Raw genomic sequence first — 25,997 nt, 5'->3', positions numbered from 1 at the left:
TCGGCCTCTTGTCGGCCGTTTCTCGTCTCGACCGCCACCCGCGCCCCGCACGACGATGCGCGAAGGCGGTCCGTCGCATCATGCGACAGACACGGGCTTGCCGGAAGCGGCTCGACGACGGGTTTGTAGGTATCGGGTCGGCCGTCGCTGCGACGGACCTTCAGGACAGGCGATCGATCCGGCTCGAGCCGCCAGGGTGGCCCGAACGGGCCGGGAGGGACGGAGCGCGCCCGACAAGGCGCGCCCCGTCGATCCTGATCAGTTGCAGGCCGCGACCGAGCCGGCCGTCACGCCCTGGCAGACCACGTCCTTGGTCACCCAGCCGGCGTCGATGACGACGTTGAGGTTGTCCTTGGTGATGGCCTGCGGAGTGAGGAAGGTGGAGGTCATCTCGGCGCCCTTCGGGCCGCCGGAGAACTTCACCGCGCCCGGGATGGCGTCCATGGCCGTGCCCTTGGCGAGCTCGAGGGCGATCTCGGCCGCCTTCTGGCCGAGTTCGCGGCTGTCCTTCCAGACCGACACGGTCTGGGTGCCGAGGGCGACGCGGTTGAGGGCCGCGAAGTCGGCGTCCTGGCCGGACACCGGCACGGAGCCGGCGAGGCCCTGGGCCGCGAGCGCCGCGATGGCGCCGCCGGCGGTGCCGTCGTTCGAGGCGACGACCGCGTCGACCGCGTTGTTGTTGGCGGTCAGGAACTGCTCCATGTTCTTCTGGGCGTTCGCCGGCAGCCAGCCGTCGGTGTAGGCCTCGCCGACGTTCTTGATCTTGCCGGCGTCGATCGCCTCCTTGAGGACTTCCATCTGGCCGGAGAACAGGAAGTCGGCGTTCGGGTCGGACGCCGAGCCCTTGATGAAGACGTAGTTGCCTTCCGGCTTCACCTTGAAGATCTCGCGAGCCTGGATGCGGCCCACTTCCTTGTTGTCGAAGGTGATGTAGTAGGCCGACGGCACCTCGATGAGGCGGTCGTAGCCGACGACCGGGATGCCCTCGTTCTGGGCCTTCTCGACGGCCGGCACGATGGCGTCGCTGTCCTGGGCCAGGATGATGAGCGCGGTGGCGCCCTGGCTGATCAGGCTTTCCACGTCGGTCAGCTGCTTGGCGGCGGACGACTGGGCGTCGGCCGAGATGTACTCGGCGCCGGCGGCCTCGAGGGCCTTCTTGATGGCGGCCTCGTCGGTCTTCCAGCGCTCTTCCTGGAAGTTGGACCAGCTCACGCCGACCTTGATCTTGTCCTGAGCATTCGCAGACGAAATGAGCGCCGTGGCCGACACGAACGTGACGGCGAGCGCGGTAAGGATCCGCGTCATCTCTTGCTCCTCCCGAGGCGGCCCGTCGCACGACGGCGGGCAGCCCCACTGAACGGCTTGTTGCCCATCCGGTTCGCCTCCCCGGGAGCCGGACGGTAAACCTCGAATTTGTGCGGTGCTTATAATTCGAAGCTCGAAAAAAGTGTGGACCACAAGCGGGTCCGGTGTCAACATGGATTTGTTCGGAGCTGAACGAACACGGGGATGTTTCGACGTTGAACCGTGACGCAGCGGTTTGTGTGAGGATACCCTGATCGGCCGAGGAAGCCGAGCGTCGGCACCGTGGGAGGAGTAGACGTCGATGCAGGACAACCGGCAGCGCCCGTGCGCGGCGCGCCAAGGCCGTGGCCGAACGGGCGGCGCCGCCCACGGCCCGTGGAGCCCGGCGCGGAGGGCGCCATGAGCGAACCCGCCACCCAGCGCCATCGGAACGGCCCGGTGAAGGCGGACAGCGACCTCGTCCGCCGGCAGAATCGCTCCCTCGTGCTCTCCGCGCTCCGGCGGCGCACCCCGCTCGCCCGGGTGGATCTCGGCGCCGCGACGGCCCTGTCGCCGGCGACGATCACCGCCATCACGGCCGACCTGATCGGCGAGGGCCTGATCGAGACCGTGACGGTGGATCCGGCCGAGTGCCCCGAGGCGGCGGACGTGGAGACGCCGGTGCGCCGGGGCCGGCCGCGCATCCTCCTGCAGCTCGATTCCCGCGCCGCCCTCGTGCTCGGCATCAAGATTGCCATCAACCAGGTGACGCTCATCCTCGCCGACTTCACCGGCGTGATCGTGGCGCGGGCCAACCTGACGCCGCGCACACTGGCGGAGACCCGGGACAGCTTCCCGAGAACGCTGATCGGCCTCGTCCGCGACTTCCTGGCCACCCACCGGATCCCGCTCGCCCGGATCGCCGAGGTGTCGATCGCCGCGCAAGGGTTCGTGGACGCGGTGTCCGGCTCCGTCATGTGGTCGCCCGCCTTCCGGGACCGGGACGTGCGCCTCGTGGGGCCGCTGGAGGACGCGTTCGAGGTGCCCTGCGTGATCTCCAACGACGCCAACATGATCGCCGAGGCGCTGCACGCCCAGGACCCGGAGATCTACGGCGACACGTTCGCGGTGATCTTCGTGGACTACGGCGTCGGCATGGGCCTCTTCGTGGGCGGCCACCTGCACGCGGGGGCGAACGGCTCGGCGGCCGAGTTCGGCCACATGAACCACATCCCGCACGGGCCGCTCTGCCGCTGCGGCCGGCACGGCTGCATCGAGGCCTACGTGGCGGACTACGCGATCTGGCGCGAGGCCCAGGGCATGCCGCCGGACACAGACCCGCGCGACGCCAGCCCGTCGCGCGACGACCTGAAGGCCCTGGAGGCGGCGGCGGCCGCGGGCGACGCCCGGATCCGGGCCATCTACGAGCAGGCCGGCGAGGCGCTCGGCTACGGGCTCGCCCGGCTGATGGCGCTGGTCAACCCGAGCCGGATCGTCTTCACCGGCGGATCCACCCGCGCCTTCCCGCTGATCGAGCCGGCCATGAACCGCGCGATCGACGACGCCCTGGTGGAGGACCTGCGGCGGTTCACGGTGTTCGAGACCCTTCCGGACGAGAAGGACATGATCATCACCGGCCTCATCGCCGACGCGCTGGCGCGGCTCGACCGGGACGTGTTCTCCAACCCGTCCAACGCCCGGCGCTTCCGGGCGGAAGGATGACGCCGGGGGCGCGTCCCCGGACGGGCGGCGGCGCTCAGACGCTGCGAAGGCGCGAGCCGGCGAGAACGCCGGCGCGCTCCAGGATCGGATAGGCGACCGTCGCCACGTGGCCGTTGATGCGCTTCAGGTCGCGGATGACGTCCAGGTGGACCGAGCTCGATTCGATCGACGCGGGCGTGCCATCGCGCAGGCGGGTGAGGTGGCTCTGGATCGCCTGGCGCTCCAGGGTGCGGATCTCGTCCTTGTGGGCGACGAGGTCGCGGGCCATGGCCTCGTCCTGGGTGACGAAGACCGTCACGGCGAGCCGCAGCTGGTCGAGCACCAGCCGGTGCAGCGCCTGGATCTCGCGCCAGCCGGTCTCCGAGAAGGCGAGGTGCTGGCGGCTCTTCTTCTCGGCGAGCAGCATCAGGCCCTTGTCGATGATGTCGCCCACGTGCTCCAGGTTGGTGGTGAACACGATGAGGTCGAAGCACCGGCGCGCGTCCGCCTCGTCGAGCGGCTGACGCATGAGCCGGGCGAGGTAGAGCTTGATCTCCTCCTGGAGGGCGTCCACGTCGTTGTCGCGCCGGGCGATGTCGGCGGTGGAGAGGCGCGGCTCGGCCTCGAACGCCAGGATGGCGTCGCGCAGCATGGCCTCCACCAGGTCGGCGAGCCGCATCACCTCGCGGGTGGCGGCGCCGAGCGCGCGGCCGGGACGGTCGAGCGCGTCGTCGGCGAGGTGCACCGGACGGGCGGGCGAGGGCGGCGCGGCCGGGGCCGGCAGCGCGAGGGCGAGCAGCCGGGCCGCGACGCCGGTGAACGGCAGGAAGAGAAGCGCGAGCGCCAGGTTGAAGCCCGTGTGGGCGTTGGCGACCACGCGGGCGGGATCGGCGCCGAGATGGCCGAGGTGAGGCGTCGCGAGCGGCAGGGCCGCAAGGGCGAGCGCCGCCCCGAGCGCCCGGAAGGCGAGGTTGCCGACGAGGATGCGGCGGACCTGCGGGGCGGCCTTCAGCGACAGCATGAGCGGGATGAAGCCGGACCCGACGTTGGCCCCGAGCACGAGCGCGAGCGCCGGCTCGACGCCGAGGACGCCCGTGGCGGCTAGCGACATGACGAGCAGGATCACCGCCACGCTGGAATGGACGAGCCAGGTGAGGCCGGCCGCGAGGAGGAGCCCGACCAGCGGCTCGCCGGCGACGGCGGCGAGGACGGCGTCGAGCGCCGGGCTTTCGCGCAGCGGCAGGGACGCCCCGATCACCAGGCGGAGCGCCAGGATGAGGAGGCCGAGCCCGACCGCGATCCGGCCGACCTGCCGGGTCTTTTCCGCCCGGCCGCCGAGGAGGAGCACGCCGGCGAGGAGGAGGACGGGCACAAGGGCGGTGAGATCGACCGAGAGCGCCTGGACGACGAGCGTTGAGCCGATGTCGGCCCCGAGCATGACCGCAAGGCCCGCCGCCACGGTGAGCAGGCCGCGCTCGGCGAAGGACACGGTGAGGAGCGCCGCGGCGGTGGAGCTCTGCAGGGCCGCGGCCGCCCCGACGCCGCCGAGAAGGGCGCTGATCCGGTTGCCGCCGGCGCGCCGCAGGAGACCCCGAAGCGCCGGCTCGAACGCCCCGAGGATGCCGGCCTTCACCATGCGCGTCGCGAACACCAGGAGGGCGACGCCGCCGAGAAGATCGAGGAGAACCGAAGGGCCGGACATGGGAACGCTCGTGCGCGCCGCGCGGAAGCGGCCGATTATTGCTTAGCTGGTAAAGGAAAAAGCGTGGGCGCGGCCGAATGTTCCCGGGGCGGACGGAGGTGGGGGGTGGAGTGTTTCGGCGGGTGCCGGTGGTGCGCCGGCGGAGGTTGCCGGGGAATGCGTGGGTGGTCGGCCTGAAGCCGACCATGACGGTTGGACGGGTGGAAAGAGGGGGAGGGTCAGCGGCCGCCCGAGCAGGTGCGGGGAGGCTTTCCGGCACGGAAAACACGTCCCCTTCAGGGGCAGTCCGGGTCGGCTCCGGCGCGGAGTTCCGATCCGCTCAGCGAAAGGTCCCCTCGCCACGGCGTCGCCACTCATTCGGCTGGGGACGGGGTGGGGGAGTCGTGGCGGGGGGTGTCGTCCTCCTCGATGAGGCGGATCGCTTCGGCCTCGCGGAGCTCGCGGGCGAGGCGGGCTTCCTCGGCGGTGCGGGGCTTGGTGAAGCCGGCGAGGAGGAGGTAGACGACGGGGGTGAGGAAGAGGGTGAACACGGTGGCGAAGCCGAGGCCGCCGACCAGCACCCAGCCGAGGGCGACGCGCGCCTCCGCGCCCGCCCCGAAGGCCAGCACCAGCGGAACGGCGCCCACGATGGTGGCGATCATGGTCATCATGACGGGCCGGAGGCGGATGCGGCAGGCCTCCTCGATGGCCCGGCGAACCGCATAGCCCTCGTCGCGCAGCTGGTTGGCGAACTCCACGATCAGGATGCCGTTCTTGGCCATGATGCCGACCAGCATGACGAGACCGATCTGGCTGTAGAGGTTGAGCGTGCCGCCGGTGAGCAGAATGGCGAACACGGCGGCCGCGAGGCCGAACGGCACGGTGGCGATGATGATGAGCGCCGCGACGAAGCTCTCGAACTGGGCGGCGAGCACCAGGAGGATGACCACGATGGCGAAGCCGAAGGTGAGCGCGAGGCCGCCGGACGTTTCCTCCAGGGTGGCGGCTTCGCCGAGCGGCTCGATCCGGTAGCCCTCGGGCAGCACCTCGGCGGCGATCTCCCGCACGGTTTCCAGGGCGCCCTGGAGGGCTGTGCCCTCGCCGAGCTCGCTGGTGATCGGCACCGCGCGCTGCTGGCCCTCGCGGGCGAGCGACGGCGCCACCGCCTCCTCGCGGATGGAGGCGATGGCCGAGATCGGCACCATGCGGCCGTCGCCGGTGCGCACGAAGACGTTCTCCAGGTCCTTCGGGTCGTTGAGCGGCGAGCGGGTGGCGAGCAGCTTGACCGGGATGGACCGGTCGCCGGCGGTGACCTCGGCGATCTCGCGCCCGTCCAGCACCGCCTGGAGGGCCACGCCGAGGCCCTCGATCGAAACGCCGAGATCCTGGGCGCGGTCGCGGTCGATCTCGACGGACAGCTGCGGCTGGGTGGTCTGGTAGTCGAGGCGCACGCCGCGGAACTCCGGCCGCTCCTCCATGGCGGCGATCAGCCTGTCGGACGCTTCGGCGAGGCCGCCGTAGTCGGGACCGAGCACGGCGAAGCGCAGGCCCTGGCCGCCGCCGCGGATGCCGAGGCTGTTCGGGTTGATCGCGAAGGCGCGCACGCCGGGGATGCGGCCGACGCGGCCGTTGATCTCGTTCGCGATCTCCTGCTGGCTGCGCTCGCGCTCGGCCCAGTCGGTGAGCGTGAGGACGACGAAGCCCGAGTTCACGTTGCCGCCTCGCCCGGCGATGGAGAAGACGGCCGCGCCCTCGCCGTTCTCCAGGTAGGTCTGCAGGATGGCGTTGATGCGGTCCATCTGCCGGCCGGTGTAGTCGATGGAGACGCCCTGGGGGGCGGACACGCTCATCAGGACGACGCCCCGGTCCTCGCGGGGGGTGAGCTCCTGCGGCAGGGCCTGGAAGGCCACCCAGGCGGCGAAGCCGAAGGCGAGCGAGACCGCCACCACCACCATGGGGGCCGCAAGGCAGGCCCTGAGGATTCCCATGTAGAGGCGCGCCAGCACGCCGCCGACGGCGTCGAGGACGCGGCCGGCGAGCGACCGGCGCTCCGGCCGCTCGCTGATGTCCGGCAGGAGCTTGGCCGCCAGCATGGGGCCGAAGGTGAGCGCCGTGACGGACGAGATGCCGACCGAGATGGCGAGCACGAAGCCGAACTCGCGGAAGAGGCCGCCGGCGGTGCCGGGCAGGAAGGAGATGGGCACGAACACGGCGGCCAGCGTCGCCGTGGTGGCGAGCACGGCGAAGAACACCTCGGTGGTGCCGAGGACGGCGGCGGCGCGGGGCTTCATGCCCATGGCGCGGCGGCGCACGATGTTCTCCAGCACCACGATGGCGTCGTCCACCACGAGGCCGGTGGCGAGCACCAGCGCGAGCAGGGTGAGGATGTTGATGGAGAAGCCCACGAGCCACATGGCCGCCAGCGTGCCGATGAGCGACACCGGGATGGTGAGCGTGGGGATGAGGGTGGCGCGCCAGTCGGCGAGGAAGAGCCAGATAACCGCCACCACGATGGCGACGCCGAGGCCGAGGGCGATCTCCACCTCGTGAAGCGCGCCCTGGATGAAGAGCGCGTCGTCGGACGTGACGCGCAGGTCCACGCCCTCCGGCAGGGTGGGGCGGAGCTCCTCCACGGCGGCGCGCACGCCGGTGGAGATCTCGATGGTGTTGGACTGGGCGGCCCGGACGATGCCGAGGCCGACGCCGACCCGGCCGTTGACGCGCAATTGCGAGGTGCGCAGGTCCGGCCCGAGGGTGACCTCGGCCACGTCCCGCACGCGGGTGGTGGGGTTGAGCAGGAGGTTGCCGATCTCCTCCGGCTTCACCAGCCGGGCGTCGGCCCGGACCACGAGGCTCTGGTTCTGGTTCTGCAGCGAGCCGGCGGGAGCGTCGAACGTGACCGTTCCGAGCGCCTCGGACAGGTCGCCGATGGTGAGGCCGCGGGCCGCCAGGGCGGCCTGGTCCACGTCGATGCGGAAGATGGCCTCCCGGTCGCCGAAGATCTGCACGTCGGCGACGCCGTTGACGGAGGCGATCCGGTCCTCGATGCGCTCGGTCACGAGCGTGGTGAGCTGCTCGATGGTCATGGTGTCGGACATGACCGAGACGCGCATGATGGCGTCGCCGTCCGCGTCCGCCTTGACGATCTGCGGCTCGTCAACATCGTCCGGAAGACTGTTGCGGATGCGCGAGACCGCGTCGCGCAGGTCGTTGGCGGCGACGTTGAGGTCCACGCTGTCAAGGAATTCCACGGTGACGCGGCTGCGGCCGAACTGGGACTGGCCGGAGATGGACGCGACCCCGGACACCCGGGAGGCGGCGCTCTCCACCTCGGCGGTGATCTCGCTGTCCACCGTCTCGGGCGAGGCGCCGGAATAGTCGACCGTGACGGTGACGACCGGGCGATCCACGTCCGGCAGTTCGCGGATCTCGATGCCGTTGAGCGCCGCGAGGCCGGCCACGATCACCAGCAGGTTGATGACGAGCGCCAGCACCGGACGCTGGACGAAGAGCGCCGTGAAGGCGGAGGCCCGGCTCGGGGCCGGCGTGTCGGTGCCGTGGGCGGACATGCGCGGGTCTTTCCGTCAGGAGCGGCGGGCGGGCGCGGCGGTCGCGCCCGTGCCGGAGGTGGGGACGCCGGCCGGAACGGCCTCGATGCCGGCCGGGGCGGCGCCCGCGTCGGCCACAGTGGCGCCGGGGCGCAGGCGCTGGACGCCCTCCACCACCACCGTGTCGCCGACCACGAGCTCGCCGTCGATCAGCACCATGTCGGCGGTGCGCTCCAGGATGGTGACGCCGACCCGGCTGACCTTGCTCTCGGCGACCCGCCACACGTAGGAGCCGTCCCGGTCCCATTGGACCGCGAGGGCGGGCACCGCCACGCGGGTGTCGCCACTGAACTGCAGGGTGACCAGGAAGGACATGCCGGGGCGGAGCTCGTCGTCCGCGTTGTCGAGCCGGGCCTGCACCACGAGCGTGCGGCTGTCCGCCTCCACCCGGCTGCCGAGGGCCGACACGGTGCCCTCGAAGGTCTTGCCGGGCCGGGACGGGGTGACGGCGCTCGCGGTGTCGCCGAGGGCGACCCGGGCGGCGTAGGCCTCCGGGATGCGGAACTCGACCTTGAGGACGGAGCGGTCGTCCACGGTCGCGATGGCGGTGGTGCCCGAGACCATGTCGCCCACCTCCACGTCCGTGAGGCCGACGACGCCGGCGAAGGGCGCCTTCACCTCGCGCCGTTCCAGCGCAAGCCGCGCCTCCCGGATCGCGAGCTCGGCGGACGCGAGCTCCGACCGGGCGGCGTCGCGCTCCACGGACGAGATGGAGTTGTTGGCGGCGAGCCGCTCGTAGCGCTCCGCCTTGGCGCGGGCGTCGGCGAGGGTGACCTGCGCGCGCTCCATGGCGATGCGCTCGGCGTCGTCGTCGAGGCGGACGAGGACCGCGCCGGCGGCGACCCGTTCGCCCGGGCGGAACAGGATCTCGTCCACCATGCCGGCGGTGCGGGGGAAGACCGTGACGGTGCGGTCCGCCTCGGCGGTGCCGATGGCCGACACCCGGTCGTTGGTGACGGCCTGCGTGGCGGCCCCGGTGGTGACCGGGGACGGACCGCCGGGACCGCGGCCGCCGGGCCCCCCGGCTCCGGGTCCGCCCGCTGCGGGCCGTCCGCCGCCGCCGCCGGCCTGGCGGCCGGGGGCGGCCTGGCCGGCAGGCGCCTCGCCGGGCGCGGCGCCGGCGGTCTCGGCCGGGGCGGGCAGGAGAGCCTCGGGGACGCCGTAGGCGGCGAGCCTGTCGCGGGCGGACGGGTCGAACCAGGCCCAGCCGGCGAGTGCCGCGACGGCGAGGGCGATGACGATGAGACCCTGTTTCCAGGCTGCCATGGAGAGAACGTCCTCAACTTGCGGGTCGCGGGTTACGCACCAGGGTACGCGTCGCGTGTCTACGCGCGGGCGGGGGCCGCCGGATCGACGGCAGCGCACGATTGGTCCCTGGATATTGTATCGCTTGCCCGATCGAAAACCTCGGAAAGTGTAAGGGACTGTATCACCGGCGGCGAACGGCCGCTGGAGCGGTTCAAATCGACGTGAGACATAGATGATTGCTTATGTATTAGATCCGCAAAGGGGGCGGCGATGACGGCGGCGGACAGGACGGCAAAGGGCGGAGGACGGCCGGGTTTCTGGGCCGCGGTGGCGATCGGACTCACGGCGCTGACCGCCGCCATCCTGTTCGCCATGGGTCGGGAGCCGATCTGCACCTGCGGCACGGTGAAGCTCTGGGTGGGCGAGGTGATGAGCTCGGACACCTCGCAGCACCTCGGCGACTGGTACACGCCGAGCCACGTGATCCACGGCTTCCTGTTCTACGGCCTGACGTGGCTGGCGGCCCGGCGGCTGCCGATGGGCGCGCGGCTCGCCATCGCGGTGGCGATCGAGGCGGCGTGGGAACTGGTGGAGAACTCGCCCGCCATCATCGAGCGCTACAGGAGCCAGACCATCGCGCTCGACTATGTGGGCGACAGCATCCTCAACTCGGTGGCGGACATCGGCGCGATGGCGGTGGGCTTCTGGCTCGCCTCCCGCCTGCCGGTGTGGGCGACCGTGGCGCTGGCCGTGGCGGCCGAGCTCTTCGTGGGCTGGATGATCCGGGACAACCTGACCCTCAACGTCATCATGCTGCTCTGGCCCGTGGAGGCGATCCGGGCGTGGCAGGGCGGGGCTTGAGGAGGGCGGGTCGCCTGGGCGGCGGGGGCAGCGCGATCGAACCGGGAGGGCGCTGGCCATGGGCGGCGGCGAACCATCCCTGGGGGTGGGCTGTTCTTCACCGCGAGGGCGGCGGGGGCTCGTTCACCGGAGGCGTACCCATGTCCGAAGCCAAGACCACCACCGACCACGACACGATCCGCAAGTGGACCGAGGAGCGCGGCGGCCGGCCGGCGTCCGTCAAGGCGACGCACGAGAAGGACGACGCCGGCATCCTCAGGATCGACTTCCCGGGCCGGGGCGACGACAGCAAGCTGGACGAGATCTCCTGGGACGAGTTCTTCGAGAAGTTCGACGAGTCCGGCCTGCAGTTCCTCTACCAGGAGAAGACCAAGGACGGCTCGACCAGCCGGTTCTTCAAGTTCGTGCGCGGGGACGGGACGTGAGGGGAGGGGTGGGCGGCGCCGGCTTTCACCAAAGGCCGATTGCCGCGAGCGCCCCATAGCCCTCCCGTGACGGGAGGGTCGGGCCTGGGGAGGGGTCGCTTTTCCCGTTCGATCGCGCGTTTTCAATCAGAAGACGCGCCGGCACATCAGGCGATACCGAACAAGGACGACCCCTTCCGGCGCTTCGCGCCACCTTCCCCTGAGGGGAAGGATTCGGATGAGCGGCACGCTTCGGAAAGGCCGACCGGCCCTCAGGCGGGCTTGCGGGCCCAGGGGCGGGTGCCGGCGGGGATCTCGTCGCCGGCGCCGGGCTGGTAGTAGTGCTTCGGCGCGGGGTCGCGGCCTTCCACCAGATAGCGGCGCGTGACCGCGTGGGTGACCTCGAAGGCGGTGAAGCCGACGCGCTTCAGGTGCGTGATCTGATCGATCAGGATGTTGCCGACCGCCCGGATCTCGCCCGCGAAGCCGTGGCGCTTCAGGAGCGCCGCATGGCTGAAGCCGCGGCCGTCGGCGAACTTCGGGAAGTCGATCGCGATCGCCGACAGGCGGTCGAGGTGCGGCACCAGGGACGAGACCCGGTCGGCGGGCTCCACCAGGACGCCGACGGTCTTGTTGCCGAGGGTGCCGGCCTCGGCCTCCTTCAGGAAGCGGCCGACGGACAGGAACACCCGGCCGTCCGCCGGGACGATCTCGTCGTCGGCGAGGCGGCGCCAGTCGTCCGGCACGAAATGGCCGGCGCGGAACACGTCGGCGGGCGTGGTGTCGATGGTGGTGGCCTGGATGGTCATGTCCGTCAGATCCCGCTGCCGAAGGCTTCACGGCCGGCGAGGCCGAGATGGATGCCGCATTCCGTCTTGGCCTTGCCGCGCCAGCGGCCGGCGCGCTCGTCCTCGCCCTCGGCGACCCGGTCGGTGCAGGGCATGCAGCCGATCGACTTGTAGCCGTCCGCCACCAGCGGATGGGCCGGCAGGTCGTGGGCGACCCGGTAGGCCTCCACGTCCTTGGAGGTCCAGCCGGCGAGCGGGTTCACCTTCAGCTTGTCGCCGTCGGCCTCGAAGATGGCGAGGTTCGCGCGCGTCTCGGCCTGGTGGCGCTTGCGGCCGGTGATCCAGCAGTCGAAGCCGGTGAGCGAAAGGGCGAGCGGCTCCACCTTGCGGACCGCGCAGCAGGCGTCCGTGTCGCGGTACCAGAGCGTGCCCTCCGGGTCCACCTCCTGGAGGCGGGCCGGCTGGGGCTTCACCGAGCGCACGTCCGTGAGGCCGAGCCGGGCCACGAGGGCGTCGCGGTGGCGGAGCGTCTCGCCGAAGAGCTTGCCGGTGTCGATGAAGATCACCGGCGTCGCCTTGTCGATCTCCGAGACCATGTGGAGGAGCACGGCGCTGTCGGCGCCGAAGCTGGAGACGAGCGCGAGGCCGCCGCCGAAGTGGTCGCGGGCGAGCCGGAGGATCTCCTCCGCGGTCATGCCCTCGGCGCGGGCCGCCAGCGAGCGGGCCTCCGCCTTGAGGGCGTCCGACGCGTGTCCCGCGCCGATGTCGAGTGCGTCAAGCGCCATAGAGCGCCTCCTTGAAGGGTGCCTCGCCCACGCGGCGATAGGCGGCGAGGAAGGTCTCGTCCGGGGAGGAGCGCAGCTTGAGATAGGTGTCCACGACCGTCTCGACGGCGTCCACGATCTGGTCGCTGTCGAAGCCCGGGCCGACGATCTCGCCGATGGCGGCGGTCTCGTCCGGGCTGCCGCCGAGGGTGAGCTGGTAGACCTCCACCCCCTTCTTGTCGACGCCGAGGATGCCGATGTGGCCCACGTGGTGATGGCCGCAGGCGTTGATGCAGCCGGAGATCTTGATCGACAGGGGGCCGATCGCCTCCTGCCGGTCCGGGTCGCCGAGGCGTTCGGAGATGCGGCTCGCCACCGGGATGGAGCGGGCGTTGGCGAGGGCGCAGTAGTCGAGGCCCGGGCAGGCGATGATGTCGGTCACGAGGCCCGCGTTGGCGGTGGCGAGCCCGTGCTCCTTGAGGACGGACCAGACCGCGTGAACGTCGTCGAGGGCGACGTGCGGGAAGACGAGGTTCTGCTCGTGGCTGACGCGGATCTCGTCGAAGGCGTAGCGCTCGGCGAGGTCGGCCACCACGTCCATCTGGTCGGCCGAGGCGTCGCCCGGAATGCCGCCGATGGGCTTCAGCGAGATGGTGAGCGAGGTGTAGCCGGGCGTCTTGTGCGGGTGGAGGTTCACCCGGGCGAAGCGGTCGAACTCCCGGTCGGCGGCGCGGGCCGCCTCGAAGGACGCGCTCGCGGCCGGCCGCTCGGGGAAGACCGGCGGGGCGAAATAGGCCTCGATCCGCTCGACCTCGTCGGCCGGCAGGGTGAGCACGCCGTCCTTGATGGCCTCGAACTCGGCCTCGATCTGGCGCTTCAGCTCGTCGAGCCCGGTCTCGTGGACGAGGATCTTGATGCGCGCCTTGTACTTGTTGTCGCGTCGCCCGTAGAGGTTGTAGACGCGCATGATCGCGTCAATGTAGGCGAGGAGGTCCTTCTCCGGCACGAAGGCGTTGACCTCGCGCGCCAGCATGGGCGTGCGGCCCTGGCCGCCGCCGACGAGCACCCGGAAGCCGATCTCGCCCGCCTCGTTCCGGCGCACCTCCAGGCCGATGTCATGCACCCGGATGGCCGCCCGGTCGTGGGCGGCGCCGGTGACGGCGATCTTGAACTTGCGCGGCAGGAAGGAGAATTCCGGGTGGATGCTCGACCACTGGCGCAGGATCTCCGCGTAGGGGCGCGGGTCCGCCACCTCGTCGCGGGCGGCGCCGGCGAAGTGGTCGGCGGTGACGTTGCGGATGCAGTTGCCCGAGGTCTGGATGGCGTGCATCTCGACCTCGGCGAGCTCGCCGAGGATGGCCGGGATGTCCTTCAGGGCGGGCCAGTTGTACTGGATGTTCTGGCGCGTGGTGAAATGGCCGAAGCCCTTGTCGTAGACGCGCGCGATGCGGCCGAGCTTGCGCAGCTGCCGGGACGAGAGCGTGCCGTAGGGGATCGCGACGCGCAGCATGTAGGCGTGGAGCTGCAGGTAGAGGCCGTTCATCAGCCGGTGCGGCCGGAACTCCTCCTCGGTCATGTCCCCGGCGACGCGGCGGACCACCTGGTCGGAGAACTGGGCCACGCGCTCATGCACGAAGGCGGCGTCGAACTCGTCGTAGCGATACATGGTGGATCCCGGAAAGAAACGCGGTCGTGCGGAGCGGGCCTGCGGAGGATGCGACGTTCAGATGGCGAAGAGCTTCAGGCGGCAGAGGGCTTCAGGCGGCGAAAAGCTTCAGGCGGTGAAGGGCTTCAGGTCCGCCCGGTGATCGGACTTGACCGTGGGGCCGAAGGCGCGGATGCGTTCGCGCAGCTTCACCGGCACCACCTTGCCGGCCTCGGCGGTCACGTCGATCAGGGCGACGTCGACAACCTTGGCGGCCTTCACGTCCTGGAGGGCGGCCGCGTGGGCGGCCTCGGCCGCCGCCTTGTCGGCGAGCACGCCGGCGGCGTCGATGTCCCGGACCCAGCCGCCGTCGGCCGTGCGGAAGACCACGTCTCCCTCGATGAGCGAATTGGCGGTCACGATCTGCGGCATGGCGTTCGGCTTTGTCCGTCCTGATGGCGCGCCTGTCATGGCGTGAGAAGGACAGATAAGCGATGCGGCAAAAAATTGCGGCGTCGCACATTCTAAATCTCGCGAAGCCGACGAAAACGCTTTTCGCCCCGCCCGAGCCGGGCAAAAGAATAAACCGGCGCCCGACGGCCCGGGACGGCCCTCGGGTGGGTCCGGTCGATGCCGTCGGCAACAAAATCGCCCGATCGTTCCAAATCGATCGAAAGATTTCAGGCGCGGTTCACCGCGGTCGCCTAGCATCTGACTAAAGACTGCGAGGAAGACGGTCATGTACCTTCACCGGCTGGTCTACTACTCGGAGAACAAGATCCGCGACCTCGGGCTGCCGCTCGCCAAGGAGCTGAAGGCGATCGTCCTGTCCGGACAGAAGAACAACCCGGCGGCCGGCATCACCGGCGTGCTGGCCTTCAACGACCAGTATTTCGTCGGCGTGATCGAGGGCGACCGGCGCCGGCTCTCATCCCTCCTGATGCGGATCGCCCGGGACAAGCGCGCCGCCAACCTGACCGTGCTCTCGGCGGGCGAAATCGATGAACGCCGGTTCGACGACTGGACGTCGGTCTACGCCGGCCATTCGGAAACGGTCGATCGGCTCTACCTGCGCTTCGGCCTCACCCAGGGGCTCGATCCGGGCCGCATGTCGGCGGACAGCCTGTTCGCCCTCCTGGATGCCCTGTCCAGGCTGGAAGCCGGGCAACTCGCCCGGCACCCGACGAGCGCGACGGAGCATGGCGAGGTCATCAAGGTCACGACCGTGTTCGCCGGCGGCTCCCAGGAGCCGCGCAAGCCGCTGGAGACCGTGGCGCGCTGACGGCGCGCGCCGCCCGCCGGTCAGATCCGGTCGCGGAGCGCGAACCAGCTCATGGCGGCGACCAGGGTGGGCCAGCGCATCAGCGTGCCGCCCGGAAAGGGCGGGCAGGGAATGTCGGCGAACGCGTCGAACCGCTCGGTCTGGCCGCGGATGGCCTCGGCGAGGATGTGCCCGGCGAAGGGCGCCAGCATGACGCCCTGGCCGGAATAGCCCGCCGCCACCCAGACGTTCGGCTTCGGCCGGCGCACATAGGGCAGCCGGTTCACCGTGAGGCCGAGCGTGCCGCCCCAGCCGTAGTCGATCGGCACCGCCTTCAGCCGCGGATAGATGGCGGTCATGTGCCGGGTGACGAAACGCCTGATGTCCTTCGGGAATTTCGGCGTGAAGGTCTCGCCGCCGCCGAACAGGAGCCGCCGGTCCGGGGTCTGCCGCCAGTAGTAGACCACGAACCGGGTGTCGCTCGCCGCCTCGTTGCCGGGGATCAGGTCCTCCGGCAGCGGCGCGGTGGCGAGGATGAAGTTGTTGAGCGGCATCACCCGGGCGTCGGTTTCCGGATCGAGACCGCCGAGATAGCCGTTGCCGGCGAGGACCAGGGTGTCGGCGGTCACGACGCCGTCCGGGGTCGTCACCTCCACCTTGGCGCCATGGCGCACGGAAAGGGCGCGGCTGTCCTCGAAGATCGTGGCGCCGGCGGCCGCAGCGGCCCGGGCGATGCCGAGGGCGAACTTCAGCGGATGCAGGTGCCCGCTCTTCGGGTCGAGCGTGCCGGCGTGATAGACCTCGGTGCCGAGTTTCTCGGCGGTCTCGGCCTTGTCGAGGAAGCGGATCGGGCCGAGCCCCCACTTCGTCGTCAGATGGTCCGCCTCGCGCCGGGCGTCCTCCACCCAACGCGGCTTGTGGATGCCGTGAATGAGGCCGTCGGCGAGGTCGACCTCCATGGCGTGATCGCGGATGAGCGCGCGCTGGAAGTGCCAGGCCTCGTCCGCGAGGGCGAGGAGCCGGCGGGCGGCGGGCTCGCCGAGGCGGCCGGCGAGCCAGTCCGGATCGCGCCGCTGGCCGGTGTGGATCTGGCCGCCGTTGCGGCCGGACGCGCCCCAGCCGACCTTGTTGGCCTCCAGGACCACCACGTCGTAGCCGGCCTTCGCCAGGGTGAGCGCCGCCGAAAGCCCCGTGTAGCCGCCGCCGATGACGCACACGTCCGCCCGCCGCGCGCCCTTCAGCGGCGCATGGGAGGGCAGCGCGCCGGCGGTCGCCGCATACCAGGACGGCGCGTGCGGCGCGCGGCCGAGCGGGGGCATGAAGGCGGTGGGGGTCATGGCACAACCCGATGGTGCGTGTGGTAGCCGCTTGTCACCTGGACGGCATGGACCGACGGTCTACACTGGCGAAGATAAACGACCGCAGAGGAGCCTTCATGCCGTCGAACCCTGTCCCGCCGGAGTACGGAGACTGGCTCAGCGACCTGAAGGACGCCATCCGGCAGGCACGGACCCGCGCCGTTCTGGCCATCAACGCGGAAATGAGCTTCATCTACTGGCGGATCGGACGCGACATCCTGGACCGCCAGCGCGATCTCGGCTGGGGCGCCCGAGTCATCGATCGACTTTCGGTGGACCTGAAGGAAGCCTTTCCAGACGCAAAGGGCTTCTCGCCCCGGAATCTGAAATACATGCGCCGGTTTGCCGAGGTCTGGCCGGATCGGACAATCGTGCAAGGCATCCTTGCACGACTGCCCTGGTCCGTGAACATCGCCCTTCTGGACAAGCTGGAGGCGCCGGACGCGCGGCTTTGGTATGCGCAGGCCGCCAACGCCCATGGTTGGACCCGTGACGTGCTCGTCCATCAAATCGAGACCCGGCTCCACGAGCGGCAGGGCAGGGCGACGGAAAATTTCGTCTCCACCTTGGAGCCGGGGCAGGCGATCGCCGCGGCCGGACTGTTCAAGGATCCCTACATTCTCGATTTCGTCGACCTCGCCGCGGAAGGCCGGGAGCGGGACCTGGAAGCGGCCCTGGTGAACCGCATCCGCAACCTGCTCCTGGAGCTTGGGACGGGATTTGCCTTCCTGGGGAGCCAGTACCGACTGACCGTGGCGGGACGCGACTACTATCTCGATCTTCTCTTCTACCACACGAAGTTGCACTGCCACGTGGTCGTGGACCTTAAGATCGGCGAGTTCGAGCCGGAATTCATCGGCAAGATGGGATTCTATCTCGCCGCCGTGGACGACCACTTGATGACCGAAGGCGACCGCCCGAGCATCGGATTGATCCTCTGCCGGAGCAAGACCGGGCTTGTCGTGGAGTATGCGCTTCGTCATGTCAGCAAGCCGATCGCCGTCTCCGCCTACACGGTCCTTCCGTCCGACATCGCGCGTGTTCTGCCGAGCCCGACCGACCTGGAGGCGGGGCTCGACACGGGCCCGTGACAACGCCCCCCGGCCGCGCCGGGTCACCCCATCAACCCCTGGCGCTTCAGCTCCGCGTGCGTCTGGTCGAGCGTCAGGGTGGCGAGGCGGATGAGTTCGTCGGCCTCGTCGTGGCTGAGGACGAGGGGCGGGGAGATGATCATGGAGTCGCGCGTCGCCCGCATGACGAGATTGTTGCGGAAGGAGATGTCGCGGCAGAGGAGGCCGACCTTGCCGTCGCCCTCGAAGCGGCGGCGGGAGCGCTTGTCGGGCACGAGTTCGAGCGCGCCCATCAGGCCCTCCATGCGGGCCTCCCCGACGAGCGGATGATCGGCGAGCGCCCGCCACTTCGCCTGCAGGTAGGGGCCAATGTCGTCGGCGACGCGCTCCACCAGCTTCTCGTCCCTGATGATCGTCAGGTTGGCGATGGCGGCCGCGCAGGCGACCGGGTGGCCGGAGTAGGTGAAGCCGTGGTTGAAGTCGCCGGTCTCCTCCAGCACGTGGGCGACCTTGTCCGACACCATGACGCCGCCGATGGGCAGGTAGCCGGACGAGAGGCCCTTGGCGATCGGCATCAGGTCCGGCTCGGTGCCGAAATGCTCCGACCCGAACCACCGGCCGAGCCGGCCGAAACCGCAGATCACCTCGTCGGAGACGAACAGGATGTCGCGCTCCTTCAGGATGCGGGCGACCGTCGGCCAGTAGGTGCGGGGCGGGATGATGACGCCGCCGGCGCCCTGGATCGGCTCGGCGATGAAGGCCGCGACCTTGTCCTCGCCGAGGGCGTCGATGGCGCGGCCGAGTTCCTCCGCGGCCCAGACGCCGAAGTCGTCCGGGCTCATCTCGCCGCCCTCGTCGAACCAGTAGGGCTGGGCGATGTGGTGGATGCCGGGGATCGGCAGGCCGCCTTGGGCGTGCATGGGCTTCATGCCGCCGAGCGACGCGCCCGCCATGGTGGAGCCGTGGTAGGCGTTCCGCCGGGCGATGATGATCTGCTTGTCCGGCTTGCCGAGGGTGGCCCAGTAGGTGCGCACCATGCGGACGACGGTGTCGTTGCTCTCCGAGCCCGACCCGGTGAAGAACACCCGGTTGAACTGCGCCGGCGCGACCGACTGCAGGAGGGCGGCGAGGTCCACCGCCGGCGGGTGCGTCGTCTTGAAGAAGGTGTTGTAGTAGGAGATCTCGGCCATCTGGCGATTGACCGCCTCGGCGATCTCCGGCCGCCCATGGCCGATGTTCACGCACCAGAGCCCCGCCATGCCGTCGAGGATCCGGTTGCCCTCCGAATCCGTCAGCCAAACGCCCTCGCCCTTGACGATCACCCGCGTGCCCTCGGCATTCAGGGCGCGCGTATCCGAGAACGGATGCAGGTGATGCGCCGCGTCGAGAGCGCGGTAGTGGGCGGTGGGGTATTTGTTTGAGACGGTCATGGTGGGGGTTCCTGAGCAGGTGAGGCAGTAGGCAATAGGCAGTAGGCAGTAGGAAGCGGAGGTTCCGGCGTTTGAATTGAAGACAAGGAGTAAGGGCGAAGGTCCGTCCCCTCGCTCAACCTCCCTACTGCCTACTCCCTACTGCCTACTGCCTCCCCCTACACACTCAACAGCAGATACTCCCGCTCCCAGCTCGAGATCACCTTCATGAAGGTCTCGAACTCCTGCTGCTTGATGGCGCGGTAGGTGGAGACGAAGCGGCTGCCGAAGATTTCGCCGAGCTCCTCGGTCTCCTCGAAGAGGGCGACGGCTTCGAGGAGGCCGCGGGGCAGGCCGAAGGGCAGCTCGCGGGCGGAGCCGTCCACCGGCGCCTCGGGGTCGAGGCCTTCCTGGATGCCGAGGTAGCCGCAGGCGAGCGACGCCGCGACGGCGAGATAGGGGTTGGCGTCGGAGGAGGGGACGCGGTTCTCCACCCGGCGGGCCTGGGGGCTGGAGTTGGGCACGCGCAGGCCGACCGTGCGGTTGTCGTAGCCCCAGTGGACGTTGATGGGCGCCGCCGTGTGGCGGGCGAGGCGGCGGTAGGAGTTCACGTAGGGCGCCAGCATGCACATGACCGACGGCAGGTAGCGCTGCTGGCCGGCGATGAACTGGAAGAATTCCGGCGTCGGGTTGCCGTCCGCGTCGGAGAAGATGTTCTTCCCCGTCTCCAGGTCCAGCACCGACTGGTGGATGTGCATGGCCGAGCCGGGCTCGCGGCTCATCGGCTTGGCCATGAATGTCGCGTACATGTCGTGCCGGAGCGCGGCCTCGCGGATGGTGCGCTTGAACAGGAACACCTGGTCGCAGAGCTGCAGCGGGTCGCCGTGGCGCAGGTTGATCTCCATCTGGGCGGCGCCCTCCTCGTGGATGAGGGTGTCGATCTCCAGGCCCTGCGCTTCCGAATAGTCGTAGATGTCGTCGAAGAGGTCGTCGAACTCGTTGACCGCCTGGATCGAGTAGGACTGGCGCCCGCTCTCCGACCGGCCCGACCGGCCGACCGGCGGCTCCAGCGGATAGTCCGGGTCGGTGTTGGGGCGGACGAGGTAGAACTCCATCTCCGGCGCCACCACGGGCTTCCAGCCCTGGCGGTCGTAGAGGTTGAGGATCCGCCGGAGCAGCTGGCGCGGCGCGATGTCCACCGGGCGGCCGTCGCGGGTGTAGGCGTCGTGGATGATCTGGGCGGTCGGGTCGGACGCCCAGGGCACCACCGCGAGCGTGGAGAAATCCGGCTTCAGCTGGATGTCGCCGTCGTTCGGGTCGTGCTTGAAGCTCTCGTCCTCCTCCGGATACTCGCCCGTGATGGTCTGGGTGAAGATGGACGACGGCATCGACATGACCGGGCCGGTGAAGAACTTGTCGGCCGGCATCAGCTTGCCGCGCGCGACCCCGGCCTGGTCCGGGGTCATGCACTCGATGTCCTCGATGCCGCGCTCCGACAGCCAGGCCCGGGCCTCCTCGATCGTCGCCACGCCCCTGTGGGTGGTCTTCGCGTCGTCGGCGTTGGTCGTCATGGCATCCGTCTCGAGTGTCGTTTCACCGTGGGACGGGCTTACACCCTTGCAGCCTCGGGCTCCACCCCGGCTGCGGCCGGTGGTCGTGTCGCGGCTATTTGTGATCACAAATTCGGCGGAAGTCAATTCGGGCTCGAGCGCCGGCCTTGCCGGGGCGAGGCGGCGCGGGAGACGGCGGACGGACGTCGTGCGATCACGGGACGAGGGACGGCGTGGCGGGTTGGCGTGACGCGAACCAGGACGGGAGGGAGCGTGGGACGGGCGCGCTCCGGCCGGCGGCGCCCGGACTCATCCCGGGTCGGCGAAGTCGGCGGCGCCGGCGACGAGGGCGTCGCGGATGAGGTCCATGCCCTCGGCGATGTCCAGGCGGATGGCCTCGGAGAGGGCGTCGGCGTTTCCGTCCGCGATGGCGGCGACGGCCGCCTTGTGGTGGTCGACGAGGCCCGCGGTGCCGACGCGGCCGTAGACCATGCGCATGAACGGGCCGAAGCGGAGCCAGACGCTCTCGATCAGCGGCAGGAAGACGTCCGAGCCGGACGCCTCGTAGATGGCGAAGTGGAAGGCGTGGTTGTGGCGCATGTAGGCCTCCACGTCGCCGTCCTTCAGGCTCGCGTCGACCGCGTCGTCGATGACCTGCAGCCGCCTGGCGGCGGCCTTGCGGTCGAGGCGGGGGAGGGCGAGGGCGGCGGCGACGGGCTCCAGGAGGGCGCGCGCCTTCAGGATCTCGGAAAGCCGCTGCTCGGTCATGCGCGGCACCGCGATGCGGCCGTTCTCGCGCACGTCGAGGGCCCGCTCGGCGGCGAGCCCTCGGATCGCCTCGCGCACCGGCATCGGGCTGGTGCCGAGCTGTTCGGCGAGGCCGCGCAGGGTGACCGGCCGGCCCGGCTGGATCCGGCCGATGATGAGCGCCTCCCGCAGCGCCTCCGTGACCCGGTCGCGCACCCCCGTCCGGACGGCGCCCTCGGGGTGCGCCTCCAGGGCCGGGAGAGCCGGCGCCTGCCGGCGCGGACGGCGGAGAGGAGTCGGAGCCGCGCCGTTGGTGGTCATGCCCGGATGCCTTCCATGCGCGAGCCCCTTCCTGCGCGGCGGAGAGGACGAAAAAGCGGAACGCCGACGGGCTTGAAGCCGGGGTGGCGGGCGTGCGCCCGGTCCCGGTTCTTGCCTGCGGGCGGTCCCGCGCCGGGCGCCTGACCGCGAGAGGTGAAGCCCGCGTCTCCGTCGGCTCTTGACCGCCTCGACTTAGTTGTGATCACAATGTCGTCGGAGTGCAACAGGAAAGTCCCCGGCCGGCGGCGTGGTCCGCACGGGCGGCCGGGTGCGGACTTCCGGCGTGCCGTCCGGCGCCCATCGGCCGGTCGCGGCGCGTTCGATCGATGAGGATATCGTGGGACGTGCGCTGACCGATCACCCGGCCAAGGACGAAGTCTCCCGGTTCCTGAAGACATATCCGGATGTCGAGGGCGTCGAATACCTGATCTCCGACACCAACGGCGTCCTGAGGGGCAAGTGGGCCCCGCCGCAGTCGCTCGCCAAGGCGGCCGGCACGGGCGTCAACTTCCCGCTCGGCCTGTTCGGCCTGGATGTCTGGGGCCGGGAGGTGACCGAGACCGGCCTCCACGTGGAGACCGGCGACCGGGACGGCGTGTGCCGCCTGGTGCCCGACAGCCTGCGCGTCATCCCGTGGGCGGCGCGGCCGACGGCCCAGGCCATGCTGACCATGTGGACGGAGACGGGCATCCCCTTCCTGGCCGACCCGCGCCAGCAGCTGGCCTTCGCGGTCGACCGGCTCGCCAAGGCGGGCTTCAGGGCGGTGGCGGCGTTCGAGTTGGAGTTCTACCTGATCGACCCGCGCCAGACCGAGCGCGCCGACGCGGCGCCGCGCACGGTGCTGACCGGCGAGCCGGGGCCGGAGCGGCAGAACATCTACGCGCTCTCCGACCTTTCGGCCTTCTCCGACCTGTTCCACGAGATCCGCACCGCCGGCCTCGCCCAGGGCCTGCCGCTCGACACCATCGTGTCGGAGGCTTCGCCCGGCCAGTTCGAGGTGAACCTGAAGCACCGGCCGGACCCGCTGGCGGTGGCGGACGACGCGGTGATGCTGAAACGGCTGATCCAGGAGGTCGCCCGCAAGCATGGCCTGAGGGCGAGCTTCATGGCCAAGCCCTTCATCGACCGGGCCGGCAACGGCATGCACGTGCACGTGAGCCTGATCGACGGCGACGGCGCCAACGCCTTTTCGGCGCCGGGCGTCGGCGAGGCGCGGCTGACCCACGCGGTCGGCGGCCTGATCGACGGCATGGCGCCCTCGACGCTGATGTTCGTGCCGACCTTCAACGGCTTCCGCCGGCTGCAGCCCGGCTCCTACGCGCCGACCCGCGCCACCTGGGGCCACAACAACCGGTCGGTGGCGCTGCGCGTGCCCATGTCGGAGCCGGCGGCCCGGCGGATCGAGCACCGGGTGGCCGGAGCGGACGCCAACCCCTACCTGGTGCTGGCGGCGGTGCTGAACGGCATGGCGGACGGCCTGGAGCGGGAGGCGGCGGCGCCGCCTCCGTGCGACCGCAACGGCTACGCGGCAAGCGACCCGCAGCTTCCCTCCACCATGGACGAGGCGATCCGGTTGTTCGAGCGCTCCGACTTCGTCCGCCGCGCGTTCGGGGTGGAGTACCGCAAGCTGTTCGCGGCCCTGAAGCGGGCCGAACTGAAGGCCTTCGCCGAGGAGATCACGCCGCTGGAGCGGTCCACTTATCTCTGAGGCGGCGCGCCGAGGCCGGAGCACCGGGCCGGGCGCTCCCGATGGCGTCTCCTGATGATGTCATTGGCATGATGAAGCAACTTGCATAATCCAGTCGGAGTGGAAAACATGGGGCATCTCGGACGGCGGCGGGGCCCCACTCCCGACAGACGCCATCGCGCCGGCAGTCCCGGCGGAACAGAGGATCGCAGGTGATGAACAAGTCCAGGACACTCCCGGTCATCGGCGCAATCGCGGCCGTCGCGCTCACGGCCGTTGCCGGACAGGCGCTCGCGCAGGAGCGCGTCGTCAACGTCTACAACTGGTCGGACTATATTGACGATTCGATCCTGGCCGACTTCACCAAGGAGACGGGCATCAAGGTCGTCTACGACGTCTTCGATTCGAACGAGATCCTGGAGACCAAGCTGCTCGCCGGCGGCTCGGGCTACGACGTGGTGGTGCCGACCGGCCCGTTCCTCGCCCGCCAGATCCAGGCCGGCGTGTTCCAGAAGCTGGACAAGTCCAAGCTGACGAACATCAACAACGTGTGGCCGCAGATCGCCGAGCGCCTGTCGAAGTACGACCCGGGCAACGAGTACGCGGTCAACTACATGTGGGGCACCACGGGCATCGGCCTCAACGTGGACAAGATCAAGGCCATCGCGCCGGACGCGCCGGTGGACAGCCTGAAGATGATCTTCGACCCGGAATGGGCGTCGAAGTTCAAGGAGTGCGGCATCTACGCGCTCGACGCGCCGGACGAGACCTTCGCGATCGCGCTGCGCTACCTGGGCAAGGACCCGGACAGCAAGGATCCGGCCGACCTGGAGGCCGCGGGCGAACTCTGGAAGGAGGCCGCCAAGAACATCCGCAAGTTCCACTCGTCGGAATACATCAACGCGCTGGCGAACGGCGACATCTGCCTCGCGCTCGGCTGGTCCGGCGACGTGCTGCAGGCCCAGGCCCGCGCCGAGGAGGCCGGCAACGGCGTGAAGATCGAGTACCACATCCCCACCGAGGGGACCTACATGTGGTTCGACAACCTGGCCGTTCCGGCGGACGCCAAGAACGTCGAGGAGGCGCACGAGTTCATCAACTACCTCCTGCGTCCCGAGGTGATCGCCAAGGCGAGCAACTACGTGGCCTATGCCAACGGCAATCTCGCCTCGCAGCAGTTCCTGGACAAGGAAGTGCTCGAGAACCCGGCCATCTATCCGCCGGCGGAGGTGGTGGAGCGGCTCTTCACCATCTCGCCCTACGACCCGAAGGCGCAGCGGGTCTTGACCCGGGTGTGGACCTCGGTGAAGACCGGGACCTGAGACAGACGAAGACCACGGCGCCCGGTTCACCACCGGGCGTCTTTCTGCGTGGCGGCCGGGCGGCGGCCGGCGGCACGGACCGCCCGGCCGCGCGCGACCCGACGCGCACCGGCGCGGACCAAGGCGAGGGGCGAGGCTGATGTCGAAATCCGTGGGACCGGTGAAGCGCAAGTTCGCGCCGTGGCTCGACCCGAACGCGAAGCCCTACATCCGCTTCGAGGCCGTCACGAAGCGGTTCGGCGACTTCACGGCCGTCGACAACCTCTCCATCGACATCTACGAGCGGGAGTTCTTCTCCCTGCTCGGCCCGTCCGGGTGCGGCAAGACCACCCTGATGCGCATGCTCGCCGGCTTCGAGGAGCCGACCGAGGGACGCATCCTCCTCGACGGCAACGATCTCGCCGGCGTGCCGCCGCACCGGCGGCCGGTGAACATGATGTTCCAGTCCTACGCGCTGTTCCCGCACATGAGCGTGGCGGAGAACATCGCCTTCGGGCTGAAGCAGGACCGGATGCCGAAGCCGGACATCGAGGCCCGGGTCGCCGAGATGCTGAAGCTCGTGAAGCTGGAGAAGTTCGCCGGCCGCCGGCCGCACCAGCTGTCCGGCGGCCAGCGCCAGCGCGTGGCGCTCGCCCGCGCGCTCGCCAAGCGGCCGAAGGTTCTGCTCCTCGACGAGCCGCTCGGCGCCCTCGACAAGAAGCTGCGCGAGGAGACCCAGTTCGAGCTGATGGACATCCAGTACGAGCTCGGCCTGACCTTCCTGATCGTGACCCACGACCAGGAGGAGGCGATGACCATGTCGGACCGGATCGCCGTGATGGACCTCGGCCGGATGGTGCAGGTGGCGACGCCGGCGGAGATCTACGAGCAGCCGAACAGCCGCTACGTGGCCGACTTCATCGGCGACATCAACCTGCTGGAGGGCAGGGTGGCCGCCGTGGAGGGCCAGCACGCCACCATCGCGGCGGCGGGGCTCGACCGGCCGATCGTGACCGAGCACGCCGGGAGCGCCAAGGCCGGCGACACCGTGTGGTTCGCGATCCGGCCGGAGAAGGTGCGCATCGGCCTGGAGGCCCCGACGGACCCGTCGCTGAACGTGGTGGCGGGCGAGGTGTGGGACATCGGCTACCTCGGCGACGTCTCGGTCTACCGGGTGAAGCTGCCGAACGGCACGGTGGTGAAGTCCACCCTCGCCAACGTGACGCGCCTCGTGGAGCGGCCGATCGGCTGGGACGACAAGGCCTATCTCTCCTGGCCGCGCGACGCCGGCCTGGTTCTGACGTCCTGA

At 70.1% G+C, this 25,997-nt stretch carries 20 protein-coding genes; 8 read left to right on the top strand and 12 right to left on the bottom strand.

Going from position 1 to position 25,997, the window contains the following annotated elements; all coding sequences use genetic code 11:
* Positions 1–258 precede the first annotated feature (258 nt).
* Complete coding sequence (gene xylF / locus HND91_RS08210) at positions 259–1,305, bottom strand: D-xylose ABC transporter substrate-binding protein (protein WP_181706057.1); 1,047 nt, start codon at positions 1,303–1,305, stop codon at positions 259–261.
* 399 nt (positions 1,306–1,704) lie between these two features.
* Between xylF and HND91_RS08205 the strand changes: the two genes are divergently transcribed.
* A complete protein-coding gene (locus HND91_RS08205) occupies positions 1,705–3,006 on the top strand; it encodes an ROK family protein (RefSeq protein WP_181706056.1) in 1,302 nt (433 codons plus the stop codon).
* A gap of 34 nt (positions 3,007–3,040) precedes the next feature.
* On the opposite strand, the gene HND91_RS08200 is transcribed toward HND91_RS08205, so the two are convergent.
* From HND91_RS08200 to HND91_RS08190, 3 genes are all read right to left on the bottom strand, one after another.
* Positions 3,041–4,687 carry a Na/Pi cotransporter family protein gene (locus tag HND91_RS08200; protein ID WP_181706055.1) on the bottom strand — a complete coding sequence of 549 codons (1,647 nt, stop codon included), beginning with the start codon at positions 4,685–4,687 and terminating at the stop codon, positions 3,041–3,043.
* A 353-nt stretch (positions 4,688–5,040) separates the two neighbouring features.
* Complete coding sequence (locus HND91_RS08195; RefSeq protein WP_181706054.1) at positions 5,041–8,235, bottom strand: efflux RND transporter permease subunit; 3,195 nt, start codon at positions 8,233–8,235, stop codon at positions 5,041–5,043.
* Positions 8,236–8,250: 15 nt separating this feature from the next.
* Positions 8,251–9,540 (bottom strand): efflux RND transporter periplasmic adaptor subunit, encoded by a 1,290-nt coding sequence (locus HND91_RS08190; RefSeq protein WP_181706053.1) that lies wholly within the window; start codon positions 9,538–9,540, stop codon positions 8,251–8,253.
* A gap of 252 nt (positions 9,541–9,792) precedes the next feature.
* On the opposite strand from HND91_RS08190, the gene HND91_RS08185 reads away from it, so the two are divergent.
* Together HND91_RS08185 and HND91_RS08180 are read left to right on the top strand one after the other, a co-directional pair.
* Entirely contained in the window at positions 9,793–10,383 is a 591-nt protein-coding gene (locus HND91_RS08185; protein WP_181706052.1) for a DUF2585 domain-containing protein, read from the top strand.
* Positions 10,384–10,523: 140 nt separating this feature from the next.
* Positions 10,524–10,808, top strand: coding sequence for a hypothetical protein (locus HND91_RS08180; RefSeq protein ID WP_181706051.1), 285 nt, complete (start codon positions 10,524–10,526; stop codon positions 10,806–10,808).
* A 251-nt stretch (positions 10,809–11,059) separates the two neighbouring features.
* On the opposite strand, the gene HND91_RS08175 is transcribed toward HND91_RS08180, so the two are convergent.
* The 4 genes from HND91_RS08175 to HND91_RS08160 all read right to left on the bottom strand — a co-directional run bounded on the left by HND91_RS08175 (position 11,060) and on the right by HND91_RS08160 (position 14,416).
* On the bottom strand, positions 11,060–11,596 hold the full coding sequence (locus HND91_RS08175) for a DUF934 domain-containing protein (RefSeq protein ID WP_181706050.1): 537 nt from the start codon (positions 11,594–11,596) through the stop codon (positions 11,060–11,062).
* 5 nt (positions 11,597–11,601) lie between these two features.
* Positions 11,602–12,360: a phosphoadenylyl-sulfate reductase gene (locus HND91_RS08170; protein WP_181706049.1), complete on the bottom strand. Its 759-nt coding sequence runs from the start codon at positions 12,358–12,360 to the stop codon at positions 11,602–11,604.
* Complete coding sequence (locus HND91_RS08165; RefSeq protein ID WP_181706048.1) at positions 12,350–14,005, bottom strand: nitrite/sulfite reductase; 1,656 nt, start codon at positions 14,003–14,005, stop codon at positions 12,350–12,352. The genes HND91_RS08170 and HND91_RS08165 overlap by 11 nt, the downstream gene beginning before the upstream one ends.
* Positions 14,006–14,113: 108 nt before the next feature.
* Positions 14,114–14,416 (bottom strand): DUF2849 domain-containing protein, encoded by a 303-nt coding sequence (locus HND91_RS08160; RefSeq protein ID WP_246329353.1) that lies wholly within the window; start codon positions 14,414–14,416, stop codon positions 14,114–14,116.
* Positions 14,417–14,723: 307 nt separating this feature from the next.
* Here HND91_RS08160 and HND91_RS08155 point away from each other — a divergent pair, with 307 nt between their 5' ends.
* The gene (locus HND91_RS08155; protein ID WP_181706046.1) at positions 14,724–15,266 is read left to right on the top strand and encodes a BLUF domain-containing protein; all 543 of its coding nucleotides are present in this window, start codon (positions 14,724–14,726) and stop codon (positions 15,264–15,266) included.
* Between the two features lie 20 nt (positions 15,267–15,286).
* Here HND91_RS08155 and HND91_RS08150 read toward each other — a convergent pair whose 3' ends face one another.
* Positions 15,287–16,582: an NAD(P)/FAD-dependent oxidoreductase gene (locus HND91_RS08150; protein WP_246329352.1), complete on the bottom strand. Its 1,296-nt coding sequence runs from the start codon at positions 16,580–16,582 to the stop codon at positions 15,287–15,289.
* Positions 16,583–16,680: 98 nt separating this feature from the next.
* Here HND91_RS08150 and HND91_RS08145 point away from each other — a divergent pair, with 98 nt between their 5' ends.
* The gene (locus tag HND91_RS08145) at positions 16,681–17,694 is read left to right on the top strand and encodes a PDDEXK nuclease domain-containing protein (RefSeq protein WP_181706045.1); all 1,014 of its coding nucleotides are present in this window, start codon (positions 16,681–16,683) and stop codon (positions 17,692–17,694) included.
* Positions 17,695–17,717: 23 nt separating this feature from the next.
* Here the strand turns inward: HND91_RS08145 and HND91_RS08140 are convergent, their stop codons facing one another.
* From HND91_RS08140 to HND91_RS08130, 3 genes are all read right to left on the bottom strand, one after another.
* Positions 17,718–19,103 (bottom strand): aspartate aminotransferase family protein, encoded by a 1,386-nt coding sequence (locus HND91_RS08140; RefSeq protein WP_181706044.1) that lies wholly within the window; start codon positions 19,101–19,103, stop codon positions 17,718–17,720.
* Between the two features lie 158 nt (positions 19,104–19,261).
* Positions 19,262–20,653, bottom strand: a complete 1,392-nt coding sequence (locus tag HND91_RS08135; RefSeq protein ID WP_181706043.1) for a glutamine synthetase family protein — start codon at positions 20,651–20,653, stop codon at positions 19,262–19,264.
* A 288-nt stretch (positions 20,654–20,941) separates the two neighbouring features.
* Positions 20,942–21,700: a GntR family transcriptional regulator gene (locus tag HND91_RS08130; protein ID WP_181706042.1), complete on the bottom strand. Its 759-nt coding sequence runs from the start codon at positions 21,698–21,700 to the stop codon at positions 20,942–20,944.
* Positions 21,701–22,037: 337 nt separating this feature from the next.
* Between HND91_RS08130 and HND91_RS08125 the strand changes: the two genes are divergently transcribed.
* The 3 genes from HND91_RS08125 (at position 22,038) to HND91_RS08115 (ending at position 25,997) form a co-directional block, all read left to right on the top strand.
* Positions 22,038–23,408 (top strand): glutamine synthetase family protein, encoded by a 1,371-nt coding sequence (locus HND91_RS08125; RefSeq protein ID WP_343057211.1) that lies wholly within the window; start codon positions 22,038–22,040, stop codon positions 23,406–23,408.
* Positions 23,409–23,602: 194 nt separating this feature from the next.
* Positions 23,603–24,709 carry a polyamine ABC transporter substrate-binding protein gene (locus HND91_RS08120; RefSeq protein WP_181706041.1) on the top strand — a complete coding sequence of 369 codons (1,107 nt, stop codon included), beginning with the start codon at positions 23,603–23,605 and terminating at the stop codon, positions 24,707–24,709.
* Between the two features lie 139 nt (positions 24,710–24,848).
* Positions 24,849–25,997, top strand: coding sequence for an ABC transporter ATP-binding protein (locus tag HND91_RS08115; RefSeq protein ID WP_181706040.1), 1,149 nt, complete (start codon positions 24,849–24,851; stop codon positions 25,995–25,997).

Origin of the sequence: Chthonobacter rhizosphaerae (genome assembly GCF_013839525.1) — a bacterium.
GTDB lineage: Bacteria > Pseudomonadota > Alphaproteobacteria > Rhizobiales > Pleomorphomonadaceae > Chthonobacter > Chthonobacter rhizosphaerae.
The sequence above is the reverse complement of the archived record's forward strand: the minus strand, read 5'-3'. Positions and strand labels throughout refer to the sequence as shown.

Excerpts from the sequence above, each read along its gene's own strand:
- xylF (WP_181706057.1), bottom strand. The coding sequence starts at position 1,305 with ATGACGCGGATCCTTACCGCGCTCGCCGTCACGTTCGTGTCGGCCACG.
- HND91_RS08205 (WP_181706056.1), top strand. The coding sequence starts at position 1,705 with ATGAGCGAACCCGCCACCCAGCGCCATCGGAACGGCCCGGTGAAGGCG.
- HND91_RS08200 (WP_181706055.1), bottom strand. The coding sequence starts at position 4,687 with ATGTCCGGCCCTTCGGTTCTCCTCGATCTTCTCGGCGGCGTCGCCCTC.
- HND91_RS08195 (WP_181706054.1), bottom strand. The coding sequence starts at position 8,235 with ATGTCCGCCCACGGCACCGACACGCCGGCCCCGAGCCGGGCCTCCGCC.
- HND91_RS08190 (WP_181706053.1), bottom strand. The coding sequence starts at position 9,540 with ATGGCAGCCTGGAAACAGGGTCTCATCGTCATCGCCCTCGCCGTCGCG.
- HND91_RS08185 (WP_181706052.1), top strand. The coding sequence starts at position 9,793 with ATGACGGCGGCGGACAGGACGGCAAAGGGCGGAGGACGGCCGGGTTTC.
- HND91_RS08180 (WP_181706051.1), top strand. The coding sequence starts at position 10,524 with ATGTCCGAAGCCAAGACCACCACCGACCACGACACGATCCGCAAGTGG.
- HND91_RS08175 (WP_181706050.1), bottom strand. The coding sequence starts at position 11,596 with ATGACCATCCAGGCCACCACCATCGACACCACGCCCGCCGACGTGTTC.
- HND91_RS08170 (WP_181706049.1), bottom strand. The coding sequence starts at position 12,360 with ATGGCGCTTGACGCACTCGACATCGGCGCGGGACACGCGTCGGACGCC.
- HND91_RS08165 (WP_181706048.1), bottom strand. The coding sequence starts at position 14,005 with ATGTATCGCTACGACGAGTTCGACGCCGCCTTCGTGCATGAGCGCGTG.
- HND91_RS08160 (WP_246329353.1), bottom strand. The coding sequence starts at position 14,416 with ATGCCGCAGATCGTGACCGCCAATTCGCTCATCGAGGGAGACGTGGTC.
- HND91_RS08155 (WP_181706046.1), top strand. The coding sequence starts at position 14,724 with ATGTACCTTCACCGGCTGGTCTACTACTCGGAGAACAAGATCCGCGAC.
- HND91_RS08150 (WP_246329352.1), bottom strand. The coding sequence starts at position 16,582 with ATGACCCCCACCGCCTTCATGCCCCCGCTCGGCCGCGCGCCGCACGCG.
- HND91_RS08145 (WP_181706045.1), top strand. The coding sequence starts at position 16,681 with ATGCCGTCGAACCCTGTCCCGCCGGAGTACGGAGACTGGCTCAGCGAC.
- HND91_RS08140 (WP_181706044.1), bottom strand. The coding sequence starts at position 19,103 with ATGACCGTCTCAAACAAATACCCCACCGCCCACTACCGCGCTCTCGAC.
- HND91_RS08135 (WP_181706043.1), bottom strand. The coding sequence starts at position 20,653 with ATGACGACCAACGCCGACGACGCGAAGACCACCCACAGGGGCGTGGCG.
- HND91_RS08130 (WP_181706042.1), bottom strand. The coding sequence starts at position 21,700 with ATGACCACCAACGGCGCGGCTCCGACTCCTCTCCGCCGTCCGCGCCGG.
- HND91_RS08120 (WP_181706041.1), top strand. The coding sequence starts at position 23,603 with ATGAACAAGTCCAGGACACTCCCGGTCATCGGCGCAATCGCGGCCGTC.
- HND91_RS08115 (WP_181706040.1), top strand. The coding sequence starts at position 24,849 with ATGTCGAAATCCGTGGGACCGGTGAAGCGCAAGTTCGCGCCGTGGCTC.